Source organism: Methylobacterium fujisawaense (assembly GCF_014138435.1).
GTDB lineage: Bacteria > Pseudomonadota > Alphaproteobacteria > Rhizobiales > Beijerinckiaceae > Methylobacterium > Methylobacterium fujisawaense.
Map to the genome: position 1 here is coordinate 126721 of NZ_JACJIM010000006.1, position 18204 is coordinate 144924.

Annotated in this window: 17 protein-coding genes and 1 riboswitch; of the genes, 14 read left to right on the forward strand and 3 right to left on the reverse strand. The window is 69.3% G+C overall.

Annotation, left to right across the window (positions count from 1 at the left end; genetic code table 11):
• Positions 1-9 precede the first annotated feature (9 nt).
• Complete coding sequence (locus GGQ91_RS19285; RefSeq protein ID WP_158498469.1) at positions 10-168, reverse strand: hypothetical protein; 159 nt, start codon at positions 166-168, stop codon at positions 10-12.
• 876 nt (positions 169-1044) lie between these two features.
• Between GGQ91_RS19285 and GGQ91_RS19295 the strand changes: the two genes are divergently transcribed.
• Entirely contained in the window at positions 1045-4407 is a 3363-nt protein-coding gene (locus GGQ91_RS19295; protein WP_182592658.1) for a VCBS domain-containing protein, read from the forward strand.
• A 502-nt stretch (positions 4408-4909) separates the two neighbouring features.
• On the opposite strand, the gene GGQ91_RS19300 is transcribed toward GGQ91_RS19295, so the two are convergent.
• On the reverse strand, positions 4910-5620 hold the full coding sequence (locus GGQ91_RS19300) for an MgtC/SapB family protein (protein WP_043346286.1): 711 nt from the start codon (positions 5618-5620) through the stop codon (positions 4910-4912).
• Positions 5621-5871: 251 nt separating this feature from the next.
• On the opposite strand from GGQ91_RS19300, the gene GGQ91_RS19305 reads away from it, so the two are divergent.
• The 10 genes from GGQ91_RS19305 (at position 5872) to crcB (ending at position 14742) form a co-directional block, all read left to right on the forward strand.
• Entirely contained in the window at positions 5872-6873 is a 1002-nt protein-coding gene (locus GGQ91_RS19305) for an AAA family ATPase (protein WP_051044631.1), read from the forward strand.
• Between the two features lie 233 nt (positions 6874-7106).
• Positions 7107-7976, forward strand: a complete 870-nt coding sequence (locus tag GGQ91_RS19310; protein ID WP_043386180.1) for a DUF58 domain-containing protein — start codon at positions 7107-7109, stop codon at positions 7974-7976.
• Positions 7977-8000: 24 nt separating this feature from the next.
• Positions 8001-8474 (forward strand): DUF4381 family protein, encoded by a 474-nt coding sequence (locus GGQ91_RS19315; RefSeq protein WP_051976194.1) that lies wholly within the window; start codon positions 8001-8003, stop codon positions 8472-8474.
• On the forward strand, positions 8471-9508 hold the full coding sequence (locus GGQ91_RS19320) for a VWA domain-containing protein (protein ID WP_182592659.1): 1038 nt from the start codon (positions 8471-8473) through the stop codon (positions 9506-9508). The genes GGQ91_RS19315 and GGQ91_RS19320 overlap by 4 nt, the downstream gene beginning before the upstream one ends.
• 172 nt (positions 9509-9680) lie before the next feature.
• Complete coding sequence (locus tag GGQ91_RS19325) at positions 9681-10610, forward strand: VWA domain-containing protein (protein ID WP_182592660.1); 930 nt, start codon at positions 9681-9683, stop codon at positions 10608-10610.
• Positions 10610-11530 carry a tetratricopeptide repeat protein gene (locus tag GGQ91_RS19330; RefSeq protein ID WP_182592661.1) on the forward strand — a complete coding sequence of 307 codons (921 nt, stop codon included), beginning with the start codon at positions 10610-10612 and terminating at the stop codon, positions 11528-11530. The genes GGQ91_RS19325 and GGQ91_RS19330 overlap by 1 nt, the downstream gene beginning before the upstream one ends.
• Entirely contained in the window at positions 11524-12807 is a 1284-nt protein-coding gene (locus tag GGQ91_RS19335; protein WP_075381013.1) for a BatD family protein, read from the forward strand. The genes GGQ91_RS19330 and GGQ91_RS19335 overlap by 7 nt, the downstream gene beginning before the upstream one ends.
• Before the next feature lie 91 nt (positions 12808-12898).
• Positions 12899-13330 (forward strand): EF-hand domain-containing protein, encoded by a 432-nt coding sequence (locus GGQ91_RS19340; RefSeq protein WP_182592662.1) that lies wholly within the window; start codon positions 12899-12901, stop codon positions 13328-13330.
• Between the two features lie 178 nt (positions 13331-13508).
• The gene (locus GGQ91_RS19345; RefSeq protein WP_043346263.1) at positions 13509-14018 is read left to right on the forward strand and encodes a hypothetical protein; all 510 of its coding nucleotides are present in this window, start codon (positions 13509-13511) and stop codon (positions 14016-14018) included.
• 180 nt (positions 14019-14198) lie between these two features.
• Positions 14199-14269, forward strand: a riboswitch (Fluoride riboswitch).
• Between the two features lie 83 nt (positions 14270-14352).
• On the forward strand, positions 14353-14742 hold the full coding sequence (crcB, locus tag GGQ91_RS19350; RefSeq protein WP_091955375.1) for a fluoride efflux transporter CrcB: 390 nt from the start codon (positions 14353-14355) through the stop codon (positions 14740-14742).
• 116 nt (positions 14743-14858) lie between these two features.
• Here the strand turns inward: crcB and GGQ91_RS19355 are convergent, their stop codons facing one another.
• Positions 14859-15689, reverse strand: a complete 831-nt coding sequence (locus GGQ91_RS19355; protein ID WP_043346269.1) for a pyruvate, water dikinase regulatory protein — start codon at positions 15687-15689, stop codon at positions 14859-14861.
• A 463-nt stretch (positions 15690-16152) separates the two neighbouring features.
• Here GGQ91_RS19355 and GGQ91_RS19360 point away from each other — a divergent pair, with 463 nt between their 5' ends.
• The 3 genes from GGQ91_RS19360 to GGQ91_RS19370 all read left to right on the forward strand — a co-directional run bounded on the left by GGQ91_RS19360 (position 16153) and on the right by GGQ91_RS19370 (position 18167).
• Positions 16153-17304, forward strand: coding sequence for a uroporphyrinogen decarboxylase (locus GGQ91_RS19360; RefSeq protein ID WP_043346262.1), 1152 nt, complete (start codon positions 16153-16155; stop codon positions 17302-17304).
• A 10-nt stretch (positions 17305-17314) separates the two neighbouring features.
• Positions 17315-17746: a protoporphyrinogen oxidase HemJ gene (gene hemJ / locus GGQ91_RS19365; protein WP_043346260.1), complete on the forward strand. Its 432-nt coding sequence runs from the start codon at positions 17315-17317 to the stop codon at positions 17744-17746.
• A gap of 67 nt (positions 17747-17813) precedes the next feature.
• The gene (locus tag GGQ91_RS19370; protein WP_043386172.1) at positions 17814-18167 is read left to right on the forward strand and encodes a lysozyme inhibitor LprI family protein; all 354 of its coding nucleotides are present in this window, start codon (positions 17814-17816) and stop codon (positions 18165-18167) included.
• Positions 18168-18204: the final 37 nt, after the last annotated feature.

Sequence of the window (18204 nt, forward strand, 5' to 3'; positions counted from 1 at the left end):
TCCTCTTGCCTACCGGGCCGGCGCCATCGGGCCGGGCCGGCCGCCGGCAGCCTCGCTGCGGGGCGCGACAGTCCGGGATGCCACGATGACGACCGTGCGCACCGCCCATCCCAAGGCCGTCGAACCCAGGGCACTGAGGCACAGTGCGTCGAGGGCGCGGGTGATCATGGTCCGAGATTCCTGGCGGAGAGAGGCGTGAGGGCGGGCGGCTGCCATCCGGACGTCGCCCGCTTTGCGAGCCCAGAGAGCACGACGCGTCGATACATTCTGATAGGAACGTCCGTTGTATTTAATACAACCTCGTTTTACTTTCTGGTTGTAGCTTTCCTCATCACGCTGGCCCCGCCGGAAGGAGGGCGCCTTCGTCCGCTTCCGGGGACCGCACGATCCGGCCTCACGGGCGACGTCGGGTCGATAGGAGGCCATCCGCTTTCCGGCGGGCCTGCGCCGAAGCGGACCGGCCGCTTTCGGCCAGTTCCAGTCCCGTCGACAAGCGCTCCTAATGATCGCTCGGGGTGGTTTCCTGCCCATCCGCTGTCGGGGGCCGAAACCGTAAGATCCGACGTTCGCCCGGATCACGTCGGTTGACGGATGCGCGCCCCACGCGGCCATTCAGCCGGCGGTGACGAAGTCTCGTAAGCAGACGCTGCTGCCCGCAAGGGGCTATGCGCATAACGGCGGCTTTTGAGACGTCGCCGCCTGAAATTTGCGCGATCAGAACCCGTCACTCGGCACCGTTTTGAAGTTCTGACCTCATCACGAAATAAGAACTTTGCAGTCTATGTCCGCTGATGGTTCGCAGTCTTACGTATTAAATGCCAGATCCGGCCGATATTGTGGATAATGTGCTAGGATAGAGCACATAACTATGTTGTAAAAATATTATCGGTTCGAAAAAGACGGTCGTTAAATACGAAAAAACATATAACAAATCCGTCGATTAAGTTGACTCATGTTTTCGTATGGAGTTAATTCGAAGGCGCCAGAGATCTTAGATCTTCAGTCGGCTTAAAATATCCATATTCGGCTGCGGGAGAGAGCAAGATGGCGGGAATTTCTAGCATCGGGACTATGTCGCAAAGCGACTACACCAATCGTGCGCCACGCTTTAGTCAGACGCGGCCGATCACGCGCCTGTCGACGGGCGCAGACGGGCAGGAGGCCAAGGGAGCCAGCGTCGATCCTGTGCTCTCGGCCGACGGAAACACGCTGGCCTTCGCCTCGGACGCCAGCAACCTCGTCGACAGCGACACCAACGGCGTCCGCGACATCTTCGTCAAGAACCTGCAGACCAACGCGGTCACCCGCATCTCCGTCGCCGCCGACGGCACCGACGCCGACGATGCCAGCGACGGCCTCTACAAGTCCGTCAGCCTCTCGGCCGACGGCACCAAGGTGGCCTTCGCCTCGAAAGCGAACAACCTCGTCCCCGGCGATACGAACGGCGCCAGCGACATCTTTGTCAGGAATCTCGCCAACAACACCACCACCCGCGTCTCCATCGCCGCCGATGGTGCGCAGACGCCGAACGGCTCGAGCAGCACCAATCCCGTCATCTCCCCCGATGGGACCAAGGTCGCCTTCGTTTCGTCAGCCGCCAACCTCGTGTCCGGCGACACGAACGGGGCGCGCGACATCTTCGTCAAGGATCTGGCCACCGGCACCGTCACCCGTGTCGACACCACGGCCGACGGCACCCAAGCCGAGACGGGCAGCGACTCCTTCAGCCCGGTTTTCTCGCCCGACGGCACCAAGATCGCCTTCGTCTCCACGGCCGGCAATCTCGTCTCGGGTGGCGAGAGTGGAACCTACACCGTCTACGTGAAGGACCTGAACACGCAGGCCATCACCCGCGTCTCGGCCGCGGCCGACGGAACGCCGGCCAACGGCCGGAATGCGTCGCCGGTTTTCTCGCCCGACGGCACCAAGATCGCCTTCGTCTCCGAGGCCGGCAACTTGGTCGGGAATGGGACGAACGGAACCCTCGCCATCTACGTGAAGGACCTGAACACCCAGGCCGTCACCCGCGTCTCCACCGGCCCGGATGGGACGCCGCTCAACCTCGGCGGAGACCTCGTTCCGGCCTTCTCGCCCGACGGTACCAAGATCGCCTTCGTCGACAGCCTCTCCAAGCAGGCCTACATCAAGGATCTGGCCACCGACGCGCTCACCGCCGTGGCGCCCGTGCCGAACGCGAGCGTGACGCAGCGCGTCGCGTTCTCCTCCGACGGCACGCAACTGATCTTCGTCTCGGGTGACAGCACGCTGGTGCCCGGCGACACCAACGCGGCCCTCGACGTGTTCTCGGCCTGGACCGGGCAGACGACCACGGGCTTGGTCTATGACAAGGCTGATCGGGTCTCGTCCGAGACCTCCGGCAAACTCACCTTCACCGATGAGGATGTCGGTGACACCCACACCGTCACGGTCAAGCCGGGGGACGGGGCGGTGGGGACCCTGACCGCTAGGATTAGCCAGGACTCGGGAACCGCGGCCGGCGTGATCGACTGGGAGTACACGGTCGACCACAAGGCGGTGGCCGGTTTGGCCAAGGGGCAGACCAAGACGGAGACTTTCACCCTCACGGTGGATGACGGGCACGGCGGCACCGCCGATCAGGTCGTCACTATCACGATCGTTGGCGACAACGATGCGCCGCACATTACGGCATTTGGGCCATTCAAACGTCTGTCGACCCGCTCGGATGGACGAGAGGCCAACGGTGCCAGCCCGCATTTCGTGCTCTCAGCTGACGGAAACACGCTCGTCTTCGCCTCGGATGCTGACAACCTCGTCGATGGTGACACAAACGCCAAACGCGATATCTTCTCTAAGGACCTCAGGACTGGAGTTGTGACACGCCTAACCGCCGTTGGCAGTACTGAGGCCAACGGTGATAGTGATCGTTTCAATCTCTCACCTGATGGCAAAAAGCTAGTCTTCGTCTCGGATGCAAGCAACCTCGTGGACGGCGACACAAATGACACCGCAGACGTCTTTGTCAAAGACTTGGATACTGAAGCTATAATCCGCCTTTCAGCTCCCTCCGATGGATCAACTCCTACAGGTACGATTAGCTTCGGCCGCTCGGCACTTGAATATACCCTTGGTTCTCCTAAGTTCTCCAGCGACGGAAAGGAGATACTTTTTAGTTCGGAGGTGAGCAACCTTGTATCGGGAGATAATAACAATGCTATCGATGGTTTCGTGTGGAACTCAAACACAGGAAAGATCACGCGCATCACAACTACAAGCGAAAACTTGGAGAGCGTAACCGGTCACGGCAATGGCGATCCCGTTCTATCACCTGATGGAAAGAAGGTCGCATTTATCTCATATTCTGACAATATGGTGCCCGACGACACCAACGACACCTTCGATATATTTGTTAAAGACCTTGACAGCGGCGCTGTCACGCGTGTTTCTACCTCTAGCAAAAATGAGCAGGCAAACGGGCCAAGCCAGTATTCGATCTTTACGCCAGACAGCAAGAAAATAATATTTGTCTCTGACGCAAGCAACCTCGTCGCGGACGATACGAATAGTTCGCCCGATATATTTATCAAAGACTTGGAAACCGGGACTACGACCCGCATTTCCGTAGGATCGAATGGGGAGCAACTCAGCCTCAGAGGCGATCTCGATCCTGTCCTTTCACCCGACGGCACTAAGCTAGCCTTTGTTGATGACGCCACGGGTATGGCTTACGTCAAGAACTTGGTCACTCAAGAGCTTATCCCCGTCGCACCAGTTCCGCGCACATCGGATCCCATTTCCCATCCGAGCGCGGCCGAAAGTCAGCGCTTGGCCTTTTCACCTGATGGCAGCGAGCTGATCTTTGCCTCTATCGACGACACTCTGGTGGCAGATGACAAAAATAATGCTATCGACATCTTTAAGGTCCGAATAGAACAAACCACTACTGGTCTCGTACTGGATAAAGCCGACCAGGACTTCGCCAGCGTCAGCGGCACCCTACCATTCACCGATCCGGATATCAGAGACACCCACACGGTCACGGTCAAGCCCGGCGAGGGAGCGGTCGGCACCCTGACCGCCAAGATTAGCAAGGAGCCCAACAGCAGCGGGCCCGGATCCATTGCCTGGACCTACACGGTGGACCACAAGTCCGTGCCTGCCCTCGCCGAGGGCCAGAGCCGGGTCGAGATGTTCACCGTGACACTGGATGACGGCCACGGTGGCACATCCGATCAGGACGTCACGATTACAACCCGGGGCGTGGCACCGCTTGCAGCCGCGTCCAACAGTGAGCACAGCGTGTCGGCTCTTGCCTCCGCTCCGGCGCCATTCTCGCCTGCTGAGAGAAGCTCGGCGGGCTCAGACTCAGTCGTGCGGCCTACAGCATACACCGCATACGTTGTGACCATGTATCAAGATCACGTCTGACCGATCTTTATTGCGGATCGGGTGACACTGACTGCTCCGATCACGACTATGGCGTGCTCGGTGCTCAGTTCGTCGGGCTGGATGTCACGTTCAAAACTTGGTGGTAAAGACGCGATTTGTGACATGGGCTGCGCCAAACAGGATCATTTCGAACGACGATCTTGAATTAGATGCGTCGGGAAAACGATCGTTTTCCCGACATTGACTGGCGGTACACATTCCGCGCGCCGAGGCGGTCAACTCCCGTCGGAAATTTGCGTCGACTACTCAAACGTCGGAAAGCGTGTTGCTCAGAAGCTGGCAACGAGAAGGCTGCAAGGTCTGGTTTCGCGCGTCGTGCAACCGGAACTCGCCAGGTCGCTTCCGGCCAATCGCTGCCGTCCGCGGCACTCGATCCTGAGGTCCGCTGTCAGGCGCCGGACGCACCTGCCCATGCGCCCGACTTGGATCGGAACCAGCCGCCGCTCCTGTCGAACGGACCGAGCTTTGAGCCGAAAACAGATCAGTCGGCGGTCTGGACCGACCACGTGGCGTGACGAATGCCCGGGGCGCGGGCCAGTTCGGCCGTGACGGCGTCGAGCTCCTCGGCCTTCACGGCGCTGGCCGTCAGGGTCGCCACCACATCCACCGCGGTCTCGCCCCGCTCCTCCACCTCGACGCTGCCGACCGGGTAGTTCGCCGCCTCCAGGCGCTCCACCAGCAGATCCTGCGCCGGACCGGCCTCGCCGGGCGCCGTGGTGACCTGGACCTCGTAGGTCGCCTCGGTGGCGGATTCGCGAATCGGCGCGCGGTTGATGGCATTCACCAGCGGCCGGAGCGCGGTGTTGCAGGCCAGAACCGTCACCATCACGAACACGGCCTCCAGGGGCAGGTCCGCACCGCAGAACGCCCCAACGGCCGCCGAGCACCACAGGGTCGCGGCCGTGTTGAGGCCGCGGACGTTCATGCCCTCCTTCATGATCACGCCGGCGCCGAGGAAGCCGATGCCGGAGATCACATAGGCCACCGTGCGGACGCCCCCGTCCGGGCCGGTGAGCCGCATGCCGAGATCCACGAAGGCGCTCGCTCCCACCGCGACCAGCACGGCCGTCCGCAGGCCCGCGGTGCGTTGCCGGTACTGGCGTTCGGCCCCGATGATCGTGCCGAGCACGAAGGCCACGAGCAGGCCGATGGCGGATTTCAGTTCTTCGGGGAGGGCGGTGTAGCTGATCATCCGCGGTCTCATGGGAGCGGGGAGGTGACGAAACCGTGACACCATGGCCCGGCCCGGATCCGTAAGCGTATCCGAACCGGGATTGACGGCCGCACCGGGCAGCGGGCACACCGGCAAGAGCCTGAGGATCCCTTAAGAATTCGGGACCCGGTCGAGGAGACGTGCAGGATGCAGCACACGGCCCGAGCGGCGGACGGGGTCCGCGCAAGATCCCGCAGCGCAAGATCCTGCCGCACAGGATGCGTCCGCGTATGAGCGGCGCCCTCGCCGAGCGTCGGCCCGACACCATTCCCGACGACGCCCTGCACGGCCGCGTCATGGCGCTCCGCGAGGGGCTGGAGCGCGGCCTGATCGGCAGCGCCGGCCTCGTCGAGCGCCTGCTGATCGGGCTGCTCACCGGCGGCCACCTGCTGATCGAGGGCGCGCCGGGGCTGGCCAAGACCCGCGCGGTCAAGCGGCTCGCCGACGGGCTCGACGGCTCCTTCGCGCGCATCCAGTGCACCCCGGACCTGATGCCGGCCGATCTCACCGGCACCACCGTCTGGCGCCAGGATAGCGGCACCTTCGAGTTCCTGCCGGGGCCCCTGTTCCACGCCCTCGTGCTGGTGGACGAGGTCAACCGCGCGCCGCCGAAGGTGCAGTCGGCGCTCCTCGAATCCATGGCCGAGGGGCAGGTGACGGTCTCAGGGACCACCCACCGCCTGTCCGATCCGTTCATGGTCGTGGCGACCCAGAACCCGATCGAGCATGCCGGCACCTTCCCGCTGCCGGAGGCGCAGCTCGACCGCTTCCTGCTGCACGTCGTGGTCGACATGCCCGACGAGACCACGGAGCGGGCGATCCTCGACCTCGTGGAGGGCGAGATCACCCACCACGTCGACGCCATGACCATGCGGTTGTCGCTGGCGGATGTGCGCGCGGCCCGGGAGGCGGCGCTCTCCACCTACGTGTCGCCGGCCCTCAAGGACTATCTCGTGCGGCTGGTGGCGGCGACCCGCACGGATGCGGCGGCCCCGGACCTGCGCGCCATGATCGAGCACCCGGCCTCGCCGCGGGGCACCCTGGCGCTGATGATGGCCGGCAAGGCCCGGGCCTGGCTGCGGGGCCGCGACCACGTCATCCCCGAGGACGTCACGGACCTCGCCCGGGACGCCCTGTCCCACCGCATCGGCCTGACCTGGCGGGCGGCCGCCGAGGGCAAGACGGCGCGCGGCCTCGTCGGCGAACTGGTGCAGCGGGTGCGGGCGCTCTGACGGTGTTCGGGCTCCGGATTCCGGGACGTGCTTCCCCGCCCCCCTCTGCGGGGGAGGAGACCCTGCGCGGCAGCGGGGGAGCGGGGCAGCGCGACGGATCGGGAAATGGCGCCCGTCGCGACCTGTCCGGAAGCGTCGCTCCCCTCGCCCGACCCGGCCTGACGGCCGGGGCCCCCGCAAAGGGGGGAGGAACGAGAAGCGCCGCGGGCATCCACCTCTCGGGCGAGGCGCTGATGGGCCTGCGCCACCTCGCCCGGCGGGGTTCCGCGCCCGCCACCCGGACCCTGGCAGGGCTGCCCGGCGGCATCGTCACCCGGCGCCGCGGCCGCGGCTCCGAGCCGGAGGATGTCCGCCTCTGGTCCGAGGGCGACGACCGCCGCTTCATCGACCGCAACGCCACGGCCCGCACCGGGCAGCTGCATGTCCGCACCCACCACGACGAGCGCGACCGCGCCGTGGTGCTGCTCGCCGATTTCCGGCCCTCCATGCTGTTCGGCACCCGCCGGGCCCTGCGCTCGGTGGCGGCCGCCGAGGCCCTGGCGCTGCTCGGCTGGCGGGTCGCGGCCGATGGCGGCCGGGTCGGCCTCGCGGTGGCCTCGGCCGGCGCGCCGACCGTGCTGCGGCCGGCGGGCGGCGAGCGCGCCATGATCGCGGTGACCGGCGCCCTCGCCCAGGCCCATGCCGACGCCCTCGGGACCGAGTCCGGTTCGCGGGCCCACGCGGAGCCGCCGCTCGAGGCGACCCTCGCCCTCGCCCGCAGCCTGCTGCCGGCCGGCGGCCACCTCGTCATCGCCAGCGCCCTCGACGATCCCGGCCCGGGCTTCGACGAGCTCCTGACGCTGCTCGCCGAGCGGATCGCCATCCGGCTGATCCTGGTGAGCGACGCCTTCGAGCGCGCCCGGCCGCCGGGCTACTACCCCTTCGCCCTCGCGGATGGCCGCCGCGGGACCGCGCTGCCGACGGCGGCCGGGCCGGCGGGCGAATCCGCCGAGGCCCGGCTCGCCGACTATGCCCGGCGCGGCATCGCGGGCGTTCGCCTCGACGTCGAGACCGGCCCGGAGGCCTATGCGCCGCTCATGGAGCGCCTCGATGCGGTGCTGTGAGGTCCGACACGGCGGTCCGATCCGATGAACCCCGTCACTCCCGCCGAGATTCCCCTGTCCCTCGAACAGCTTCGGGGCCTGCATCTGCCCGGCGGCGCCGCCGGCGCCCTGCAGGGGGAGGTCGTCGCCGCGGCGGCTCTGGGCTTCCTTGCCGCCCTGCTGGTGGGGCTTGTCCGCTACGGGCGCGGCCGGGCGCGGGCCGGCATCCGCCGGGCGGCGCTGGCCGAACTCGCCCGGAGCCGGAATCTCGATCCGGAGGCGCGCCTCGTCGCCCAGGCCCGGCTCCTGCGCCGTCTCGGCCGGACCCTCGGCGGCGAGACCGAGGCCCGGGCGACGGGCGCCGACTGGGCCGCCCGCCTGGACGCGCTGTTCAGGACCGATTTCTTCACCCGGGGCGCCGGCCGGGTGCTCGCCGACGGGCTGTACCGGCGGCAGGATCCCGACCTCGACGCCCTGGACGCCGAACTCGGCCGCCTGATCGGACGGCTGCGGGCATGAGCGCGTTCCTGCCCGCATGGCTCAGCGCCCTCCTGTCGGCCTTCGACTGCGCCGCGCCCTGGGCGCTCCTGGCCCTCCCCCTGCCCCTGCTGGCCGCCCGCCTGATCCCGGCCGAGCCCGAGGGCGGCAGCGGCGCCCTGCGCGTGCCCGGCACGCTGGTGGGCGGGGCGCGCTCCGGCGCCGACCTCGCGGCCCGGGGGCGGCGGCGGGCCCTGCTGACCTGGACGCTCTGGATCGCCCTGGTGGCGGCCCTGTCGGGTCCGCGCCTCGTCATGCCGGCGGCCGCGCTCCCGGCCTCGGGCCGCGAGATCATGATCGCCATGGACCTGTCGGGCTCGATGGAGCGGCGCGACTTCGCCCTCGACGGCGAGACCGTGAACCGGCTCACCGCGGTCAAGCGCGTCGGCACCGACTTCATCCGCCGCCGGGCCGGGGACCGGATCGGCCTCGTGATCTTCGCCGACCAGGCCTACGTGGCGGCGGCCCTGAGTTTCGACACCGCCGCGGTCGCCCGCGCCCTCGACGAGGCGACGATCGGCATCAGCGGCCGCTCCACCGGAATCGGCGACGGCCTCGGCCTCGCCCTGCGCCGCCTGGACCCGCGGGATGCGGACGGCGAGGCCGCCGCCGGGAGGCAGTCCGGTGCCAAGGCCGCGAAAGCCGTGATCCTGCTCTCGGACGGCGCCAACAATGCCGGCCAGACCGCCCCCAAGGACGTGGCGGACCTCGCCAAGACGCTGGGCATCAAGATCTACACCATCGCGCTGGGGCCCCGCGACATGGCCGATGCCGATGGCGAGCAGGACGTGGTCGACACCGAGACCCTGCGCGACATGGCGCAGGCGAGCGGCGGCGAGGCGTTCCGGGTGCGCACCACCGAGGATCTGGTCCGCGTCGCCGACGCCATCGACCGGCTTGAGGGCGGCCGCGCCCTGGCTCCGCCCCTGCCCCTGCGCCGGGACCTCTGGCCCTGGCCGGCCGCCCTGGCGCTGCTGGCCGCCGCCGCCCTGCTGGCCAGCCGGAGGGGGGCGTGATGGATCCACGTTTCGCCGCCTGTCCGGCACACGCCCTCATCCTGAGGTGCCCGAGCGCAGCGGAGGCCTCGAAGGAGCCCTCCCGCCGGCCGCGCGATCCCTGGAGCCCTCCTTCGAGGCCCGCTGCGCGGTCACCTCGGGATGAGGGGATCCGGGTGGGAGACGCCGCCCGATGAGCTTCCTCGACGCCTTCGCGCTGCTGCGCCCCTGGTGGTTCCTGGCGATCCCGGTGGTCGTCCTGCTGGCGCTCCGCGCCGCGTGGCGCTCGGCGCCGTTGGGCGACTGGGCCCGGGCGGTGGATCCGGCGCTGATGGCCCATCTCGCCCGCACCGGCGCGGTGCTGGGCGGCCGGCGGCAGGCGAACCTCGCCGCCGCCCTGGCGGCCGGCCTGATCGCCCTCGCGCTCACCGGCCCCGCGGTGGAGCGGGCGGACGGGCGGACCTTCCGCAACCTCGACGAGACCGTGATCGTCGTCGACCTGTCCCGCTCGGTCACGGAGGGCGGCAACCTCCAGGGCGTCCGGCAGGCCGCCGCCGCCGTCGCCGAGGCCGCCGGCACCCGGGCGGTCGCCCTCGTGGTCTACGCGGGCGACGCCTACCTCGCCGCCTCCCCCACCACCGACCGCGACAGCCTCGGCACAACCCTGTTCGCCCTCGATGCCGACACGGTGCCGGACCGCGGCACCCATCCCGAGCGCGGGCTGGCGCTGGCCCGCCGCACCCTGGCGGAGGCCAACGTCGTGGCGGCCGACGTGGTGCTGATCAGCGACGGCGACGGCATCGGCGAGGCCGCCACCCGCGAGGCCCGCGCCATCGCCGAGCACGGCTGGCGCCTCCAGGCGCTGTTCGTCCCCGCCGACAAGCCGCTGCCGCCCGGCGCACCGAAGCCCGACCGGGCCGCCCTCGACGCCCTCGTCCGGGCCGGCGGCGGCACCGTCGCCGACATCGCGATCCCCGGCCCGGTGCTCGACGCGGTCGGCGCCGGGCTCAGTCAGCACCTCGCGGCGGGCGGCTACGGCGTCCTGGCCTATGCGGATCTCGGGCGCTGGCTGCTGCTGCTGGCGGCCCTGCCGGTCCTGGTCCTATTCCGCAGGAGCGCCTGATGCGGCTCACCCTCCCCGACACGGGCTTCGCCGTCCCGCTCCGCGCCGGCCTGCCGCCGCGCTGGCGCCGCCGCGCCCGGATCGCCGGCCTGGCGCTGGCGGGGATCGGCCTCCTGGCGCTGCTCGCCGTCTCGCAGCCCCGGACCGGCTTCGGGCGCCTGCTGATGGGCCTCGGCCTGCCGGGGCTGGCCGCGGACGTCTTCGTCGATCCGGCCTGGCGCGCCGCCGCGCTCTACGAGGCCGGCCGCTACGCGGACGCGATCGCGCTGTTCCGCACCGGCGGGCGCCGGGCGAGCTACAATCTCGGCAACGCGCTCGCGAAGGCGGGCGACCTCGACGGCGCGCTGGCGGCCTACGACGAGGCCCTGCGCTTCAACCCCCGCGATGCCGACGCCCAGGCCAACCGCTCGCTGATCGCCCGGATGCGGGCCGAGGTGATCGATCGCGGGCCCGGCGGCGGCATCGCCAACGGCACAGCCCAGTACGGCGCCCGCTACAACAACACCGCCAACCAGGACCAGAACAACGACATCAACGCCGCCTCCAGCGGCGAGGGGCTCGCCGGCAACAAGGAATCGAACGCCAGCGCGTCGCTGCCCGGCAACAGCAAGGTGTCCCGCCGGGGCAAGGCCGAGCAGCAATCGATCGACACCGGCAAGGGCCAGGCCCGGGGCTCGGCCGGCGACGCGGCGGGCCGCGGCCGGACCGGAGGCGGCGCGGCGATGGTGGCCGAGGCGCCCGAGCGCGAGGTCCGCCGGGTGACCAAGAGCTTCGAGGCCCACGAGATCCGACCGGACCGGCTCTGGCTCCAGACCCTGCCGGACGATCCCGGCCGCTATCTCAAGCTGCGCCTGCGCGCCGAGCAGACCCGCCGGGTCGAGGCCGGCACCGCGATTCCCGCCGGGAGCAACCCGTGGTGAGTTTTTCTGGGGTCTTCGAGAGGCGCGCCCGCGCGCTCCTCCTCCTCGCCCCCCTCCTCGCTCCCCTCCCCGCCCGCGCGGAGATCGAGCCGGGCGACCTCACCCTGACGGTGACCGCCGAACTGAACGGCAACAGCGCGCCTTTCTCCCGCGAGATGGTGCTCTTGAAGATCCACGGGGTCTACAAGCAGCCGATCCTGCTCGAGGAGGTGGTGCAGCCCTCCCTCGCCAACTTCTCCTGGACGCAGCTCGGCCGGGATCACTGGAGCAAGACCAAGCTTCCCGACGGCCAGAGCGCCATCGCGTTCGACCGCACCGTGGCGGTCTTCCCGCACCATGCCGGGCAGTTCACCATCGAGCCGTTCACCCACAAGCTCACCGTCAACGATGTCGGCGAGCGGCGGGTGGTCGAGGTGCGCTCGAAGCCGATCCCCTTCCCGGTCGCACAATGGACCGAGCCCAGCGGCGGCCCCGACGCCAAGGAGCCCTGGTGGCTGCCGGCCAAGGACGTGGCGATCACCGATTCCTGGAGCCCGGATCCCGAGACCATCAAGGTCGGCGAGACCACCCGCCGCATCGTCACCCTGGAGGCGCAGGGCATGGTGGCGGAGGGCCTGCCGCCCCGGCCGGTCATGCGCACCCGCGGCATCATCACCTTCGCGGGCCCCGTCACCCGCGAGACCCTGCTGACCCCCTCGGGCCCCGTGGCGCGGGCCACCTACCAGTGGGACGTGAAGCCCGGCGTGCCGGAGATCATCCCCCTCGACGCCATCGCGATCCCGTGGTTCGACACCAACACCCGCACCATGCGCGAGACCGAGATCCCGGCCCGGCAGATCGGCGGCGGCCTGCCCGACCGGGAGACCGACCGGGCGCCCCCCGCGATCCCCTCGCCGCTCGTGGTCGCCGCCTCGGCGCTGGCCGCCTTCGGGCTGGGCCTGGCGCTGATCGGCTTCGGCCTGGGCCGGCCCTCCTTGCGCCTGTCCCGCCCGACCCGGCGCGCGCTGCAGGCGGCGGCCCGTTCCGGAGATCCCGCCGGGTTCCGCGCGGTCCTGGACACGGCGATGCGGGAAGCGCCGGACCTGGCTCGCATCTGGCGAGCGCGGCCTGGTCTTGTCGCATCCTTCGCGGCTCTCGACCGGTCGGTGTTCGGCGCCTCGGGCGCGCCGGTCCCGGACCTGAGGGCATTGGCCAACGCCCTGTCCCGGTCCGAACCGGTCGCCGCCGCGGCCCGGGAACCGGACCGGCTCGCCCCCCTCGACGGTCCGGCCCGCTGACTGATCGTCGGCTTGTGAACGCGCCTCCGGGAACGGCGCGCCGCATGGCGGCTTGGGCTGCCGGCGCTGATCGCCACCGGAGATTTCGTTCATGCCCGCGATCCTGAACAGACCCGCATGTGCGCTGGCCGCGATGCTCGTCCTCGGCCTGGTCGTCCCCACCGCGCTGCCGTCGGCGGCCTTCGCCCGGTCCTCCGGCACCGAGCGCACGCTGAAGATGGTCGACACCGACAAGGACGGCACGATCGATCTGGCCGAGGCCCAGGCCGCGGCCGGCAAGGTCTTCGACGCCGCCGAGACCGACAAGGACGGGACCGTCGACGCCAAGGAGCTGAAGGGCCGGGTCAGCAAGACGGACCTGAAGGCCACCGACACCGACAACGACGGCACCCTCGACCGCAAGGAATACCTCGCCCTGGTCGAGCAGCGCTTCAAGGCGGCCGATCCCGACAAGGACGGCACGCTCGACGCCAAGGAACTCAAGACCCCGGCCGGACGCAGCCTGCTGCAGCTCCTGAAATAGGCGCGGATCCCGGAGACCCGCCGTTGCACAGTCCATGAGCAAGTATTATTCCTGTGCAACGGCTCAAGTTCTGGGCAGGCATCAATATTTTGCACTATCTTGCTTCATCTGAATTGGCCTCGTAGGTTTCGGTCATCCGGGCGGCAAAGCATCGGATGAACCACCAGGGAGGAGCGCGATGGCACGCGCCAACGAGGTCAAGGACAGGTTCCGCGCGCGGCTGCAGGAGGCGGATGCCCGCAGCAACGACTTCCGCAAGAAACTCCTGGAGGAAGGCGCCCGGGCGCTGGAGCCGGTGGTCGGCGTCCTGAACCTCATGGCCGAGGTGCTCAACGAGGAGGACAACGTCCACGGCAGCATCACCGGCCTCGAGGCCAAGATCGATCAGGACAACTTCATCAGCCTCTGCGCGCGGCTGCGCGGGACCGACACCGAGCAGAAGATCAAGATCAAGTACGGTCCGGAACTCGGCGGCAGCAACTACATCTCGGTCTCGGGCCTGAACCAGCGCTACAACGAGCGCCTCGTGCCGGGGGCTGCGAGCTGCGCCATCGGCCGGACCGTCGGCAGCGACATCCAGCTCGACGAGCACCGGGGCGACGAGCTGGCCGAGGTGGTCCGCGAGGTGGTCGAGGATTTCTATGCCGCCCAGATCGAGCAGCGCAGCCACTTCGCCTACGCTCGCTGAGCCTTGCGGCTTCGCCGATCGATCCAGCACGGTGGGTTCATGACAGGGCGCGGGTCCGCTCTCGCACGGGAGGGGACCCGCGCCGATCCGAACCGATCTGTGAACCCGCCGCGCCCCCCCGACCCACCAGCGCGGGAGCCGGAAAACCGGATTCCCCTTCCCGGCATCCTGCGCTAAGCCTGTCCCGATGGGGATGGAGCGCCCCGACAACCGCCCGACTCGGAGGCCGGGCTGATGGCTCCTACCGCACGGGCGCGCCTCAGCCGTCCGCGGTGGGGCCGTGCGCCGAAGCCGCGACAGGACGTGGCTGCCCGACCGAACAGGAAGGGCCGGCATGATCAACACCCTCATCGTCGTTGTCGGAGCCGGGCTCGGGGGCGGGTGCCGCCACGGGATCAACGTGGCGGTCGCCCGGCTGCTGCCGGGCCTCGGCTTCCCCCTGGCCACGCTGATCATCAACGTGCTGGGCTCGTTCCTGATGGGCGTGCTCGCCGAGGGCTTCGCCCTGCGCGGCGCGGCGGGTCACCCGGCACGGCTGTTCCTGACCACGGGCGTGCTCGGCGGCTTCACCACCTTCTCGACCTTCTCCCTCGACGCGATCAGCCTGTACCACCGGGGCGAGACCGCCGCCGCCGCCCTCTACGTTGGGGCCTCGGTGGCGACCGGTCTGATCGGGCTGGTGGCGGGCCTCACCCTGGTGCGGGCGGTCCTGAGCGGCAGCTGAGGCCGTCCCGGCTTCAAAAGGGCTGCGACCTCTTGCGGATCCGGGGCGGAGCCCGGGTCGTTCAGGGGCTCCGCCCCCGGACCCCGCCAAAGGGCTGAGCCCTTCGGAAACCCCTCTCAATCCGCGATGAACTTCAGCCGGTGGTCGCGGTAGAGGTCGACGATCGCCGCCGCGGTCTCCTCGATGGAGCGGCGCGTCACGTCGATGGTCGGCCAGCGGTTCCGGGTGAACAGCCGGCGGGAGGCGGTGATCTCGTCCGCCACCGCCGAGCGGTCGACGTAGAGGGACGATTCGTCGGCGTTGAGGCTGGAGAGCCGGTTCTGGCGGATCTGCACGATCCGCTCCGGCGAGGCGAACAGCCCGACCACCAGGGGCTTGCGGGCGCGCTCGATCGCCGGCGGCAGCGGCATGCCCGGCACCAGCGGCAGGTTGGTGGTCTTGAGGCCGCGATTGGCGAGGTAGATCGAGGTCGGCGTCTTCGAGGTCCGGCTGACGCCGAGCAGGATGACGTCCGCGTCCTCGAGATCCTCCGGCAGGTTGCCGTCGTCGTGGGCCAGGGTGAAGTTCATCGCGTCGATGCGCTTGAAGTACTCGGCGTTCAGCATGTGCTGGGCGCCGGGCCGGGCTGTGGTCTCGGCGCCGAGATAGGCGCGCAGCAGGTCGTGGACCGGCCGCAGCACCGACAGGCAGGGCGAGCCGGTCTCCCGGGCGACCTCCTCCAGCCGCTCGCCGAGGTCGCCCCCCACCAGGGTGTAGAGGACGAGACCCGGCGCCGCCCGGATCTCCGAGATCACCCGGTCGAGCTGCGCGGCCGAGCGCACCAGCGGATAGACGTGCTCGATCGCCGACACGCCCTCGTACTGCGCGGCCGCCGCGCGCCCGACATTGATCAGCGTCTCGCCGGTGGAGTCGGAGACGAGGTGGAGGTGGAAGTAGCTGCGGCCCATTCCGATCGCCTCTGCGGTCGCCTTTCGCGGCGCCCACGTTGTCCACCGCCGGCCGCCAGGGGAGTCGATGAGTGTGGATAGGATGCCCCGCCGGGCCGGTCCAGGGCGATACCGGTGCGCGCTATCGACTCCGCCGTTCACAGGCAGACGATCGGGGCGCATGGATTCCGCCTCACTGGGAGAATCCGGGACGCGTCCGGGGTCCGCACACGACTCGGCGTTGCCAAGGCGCTGTCGGATCTGGTCGTTCTCGCAAGATGGAGCAAATCCTTTAAAGCCTCGTTAACGGCGCGGCGCCGGGGACCGCCTGTGGACGCTTTTGTGCCCCCGTGATTCGGCCCCCCAAGAGAAAAAACAGAGTCCTAGATTCTCTCTTTTCTTTTCGAAGGGGCCTGTGTGGGGATCGGCGCGCCTCGACTCGACAGGAGGCCCGCCGACGGGCATGCGGGATGACGGATACGGGATGGGAACGACGATGACGGGGACGGAGCGCAAGTCCGAGCGGAAGGTGCTGCGCGTCCTCGACGGGGAGGCGATCGGTCCGCCCCCCGCCTGGATGATGCGGCAGGCCGGCCGCTACCTGCCGGAATACCGGGCGACCCGCGCCGAGGCCGGCTCGTTCCTCGACCTCTGCTACAGCCCCGACTTCGCCGTCGAGGTGACGCTCCAGCCGATCCGGCGGTTCGGCTTCGATGCCGCGATCCTGTTCTCGGACATCCTGGTCGTGCCCCATGCGCTCGGTCAGGACGTGCGCTTCGTGGAGGGCGAGGGGCCGCGCCTCGATCCCCTCGACGGCCGGGAGGCCTTTTCGAAGCTGCGCGAGGCCGGCGACCCGGCGGTGATGACCCATCTCGCACCGGTCTTCGAGACGGTGACCCGGCTGCGCGCGGAACTGCCCGGCGAGACCACGCTGCTCGGCTTCTGCGGCGCCCCCTGGACGGTGGCGAGCTACATGATCGGCGGTCGCGGCACCCCGGACCTCGCCCCCGCGCGGGCGCTGGCCGAGGGCGACACGGCGCTGGTGGACGCGCTGATCGACCGCCTCGTCACGGTGCAGACCGATTACCTCGTGCGCCAGCTCGAGGCCGGCGCCGACGCCGTGCAGATCTTCGAGTCCCATGCCGGCACGCTGCCCCTCGCCGTGCCGACTTCCGACGGCACCGTCGAGCCCGTCGGCGACGTGGCTGAGAGCGCCCTGCCGGGCGCGCCCGCGGCGGACGCCCTCACCCGCTGGTCCCTGCAGCCGATCGCCCGGATGGTGGCGGGCGTCCGCGCCCGGGTGCCGGGCGCCAAGATCATCGTGTTCGCCCGCGGCTCGGGCCTCGACGGCCATGCCCGGGTGGTGCCGGAGACCGGCGCCGATGCCGTCGGCGTCGACTGGGGGGTGGACCTGAAGGCCCTGCGGGCGACGGTGCCGGCCACCACGGTGACGCAGGGCAACCTCCATCCCGAGACGCTGATCGAGGGCGGCGCGGCCCTCGACGCGGCGGTGGATGCCGTCCTGGAGGCGACCGCCGGCCGTCCGCACATCTTCAACCTCGGCCACGGCATCACGCCCCAGACGCCGGTGGCCCATGTCGAGCGGATGCTCGCCCGGCTGCGCGGCCAGGGTTGAGGCTGCGCCCGTGCTGTACGACTGGATCAAGGCCGGCCACGTCATCAGCCTGATCGCCTGGATGGCGGGCATGCTCTACCTGCCGCGGCTGTTCGTCTACCATGCGAGCCTGCCGCCGGGTTCGGAGGCGCAGAGCGCGACCTTCAAGGTGATGGAGCGCCGCCTGCTCAAGGCGATCATGAACCCGGCCCTGATCGCCACCTGGCTGTTCGGGGTGGCGCTCGCCTGGATGAGCGGCTTCTATGCGAGCCCCTGGCTCCAGGCGAAGTTCGCGCTGGTGCTGGCGATGACCGGTATCCATGGCTGGCTCGCCCGGATGGTCAAGGATTTCGCCGCCGACCGGAACACCCGCGGTCATCGGTTCTACCGGGTGCTCAACGAGGTGCCGACGCTACTCATGATCGGCATCGTCATCCTGGCGATCGTCAAGCCGGGCTTCTGAGACCGGGTCGATTCACCCGGCTGCCGCGCTGCGCGGAGCCTTTCCGCCGCCGGGCCGTTTCCTGGCCATGCCGAAGCCGCTCGTCCTCGCCCTGGCCCTCGCCGCCCTCGCGGCTCCGATCGCCGCCCCGGCTGCCCGGGCCGCGAGCTTTCCGTGCGACAGGGCCGAGGCTCCGGACGAGAAGGCGATCTGTGCCCATCTCCCCCTCAACGACCGGGACGTCGAGATGGCGACCCGGTTCGAGATCCTGAAGAGCGTGCTGCCCATGGGCGGCCAAGCCAAGCTGCGCGACGATCAGGAGGCGTGGCTGACGGAGCGGCGCGCCTGCAGCGGCGACGTCGCCTGCCTGACAGCCGCCTACGACGGGCGGCTCAAGGTGCTGCGCGGGGTACTGTCCGAATTCGCCAAGCAGGGCCCGTAGCCGTCGCGGTGCTCCGCAAGGACACCACCACGACGGT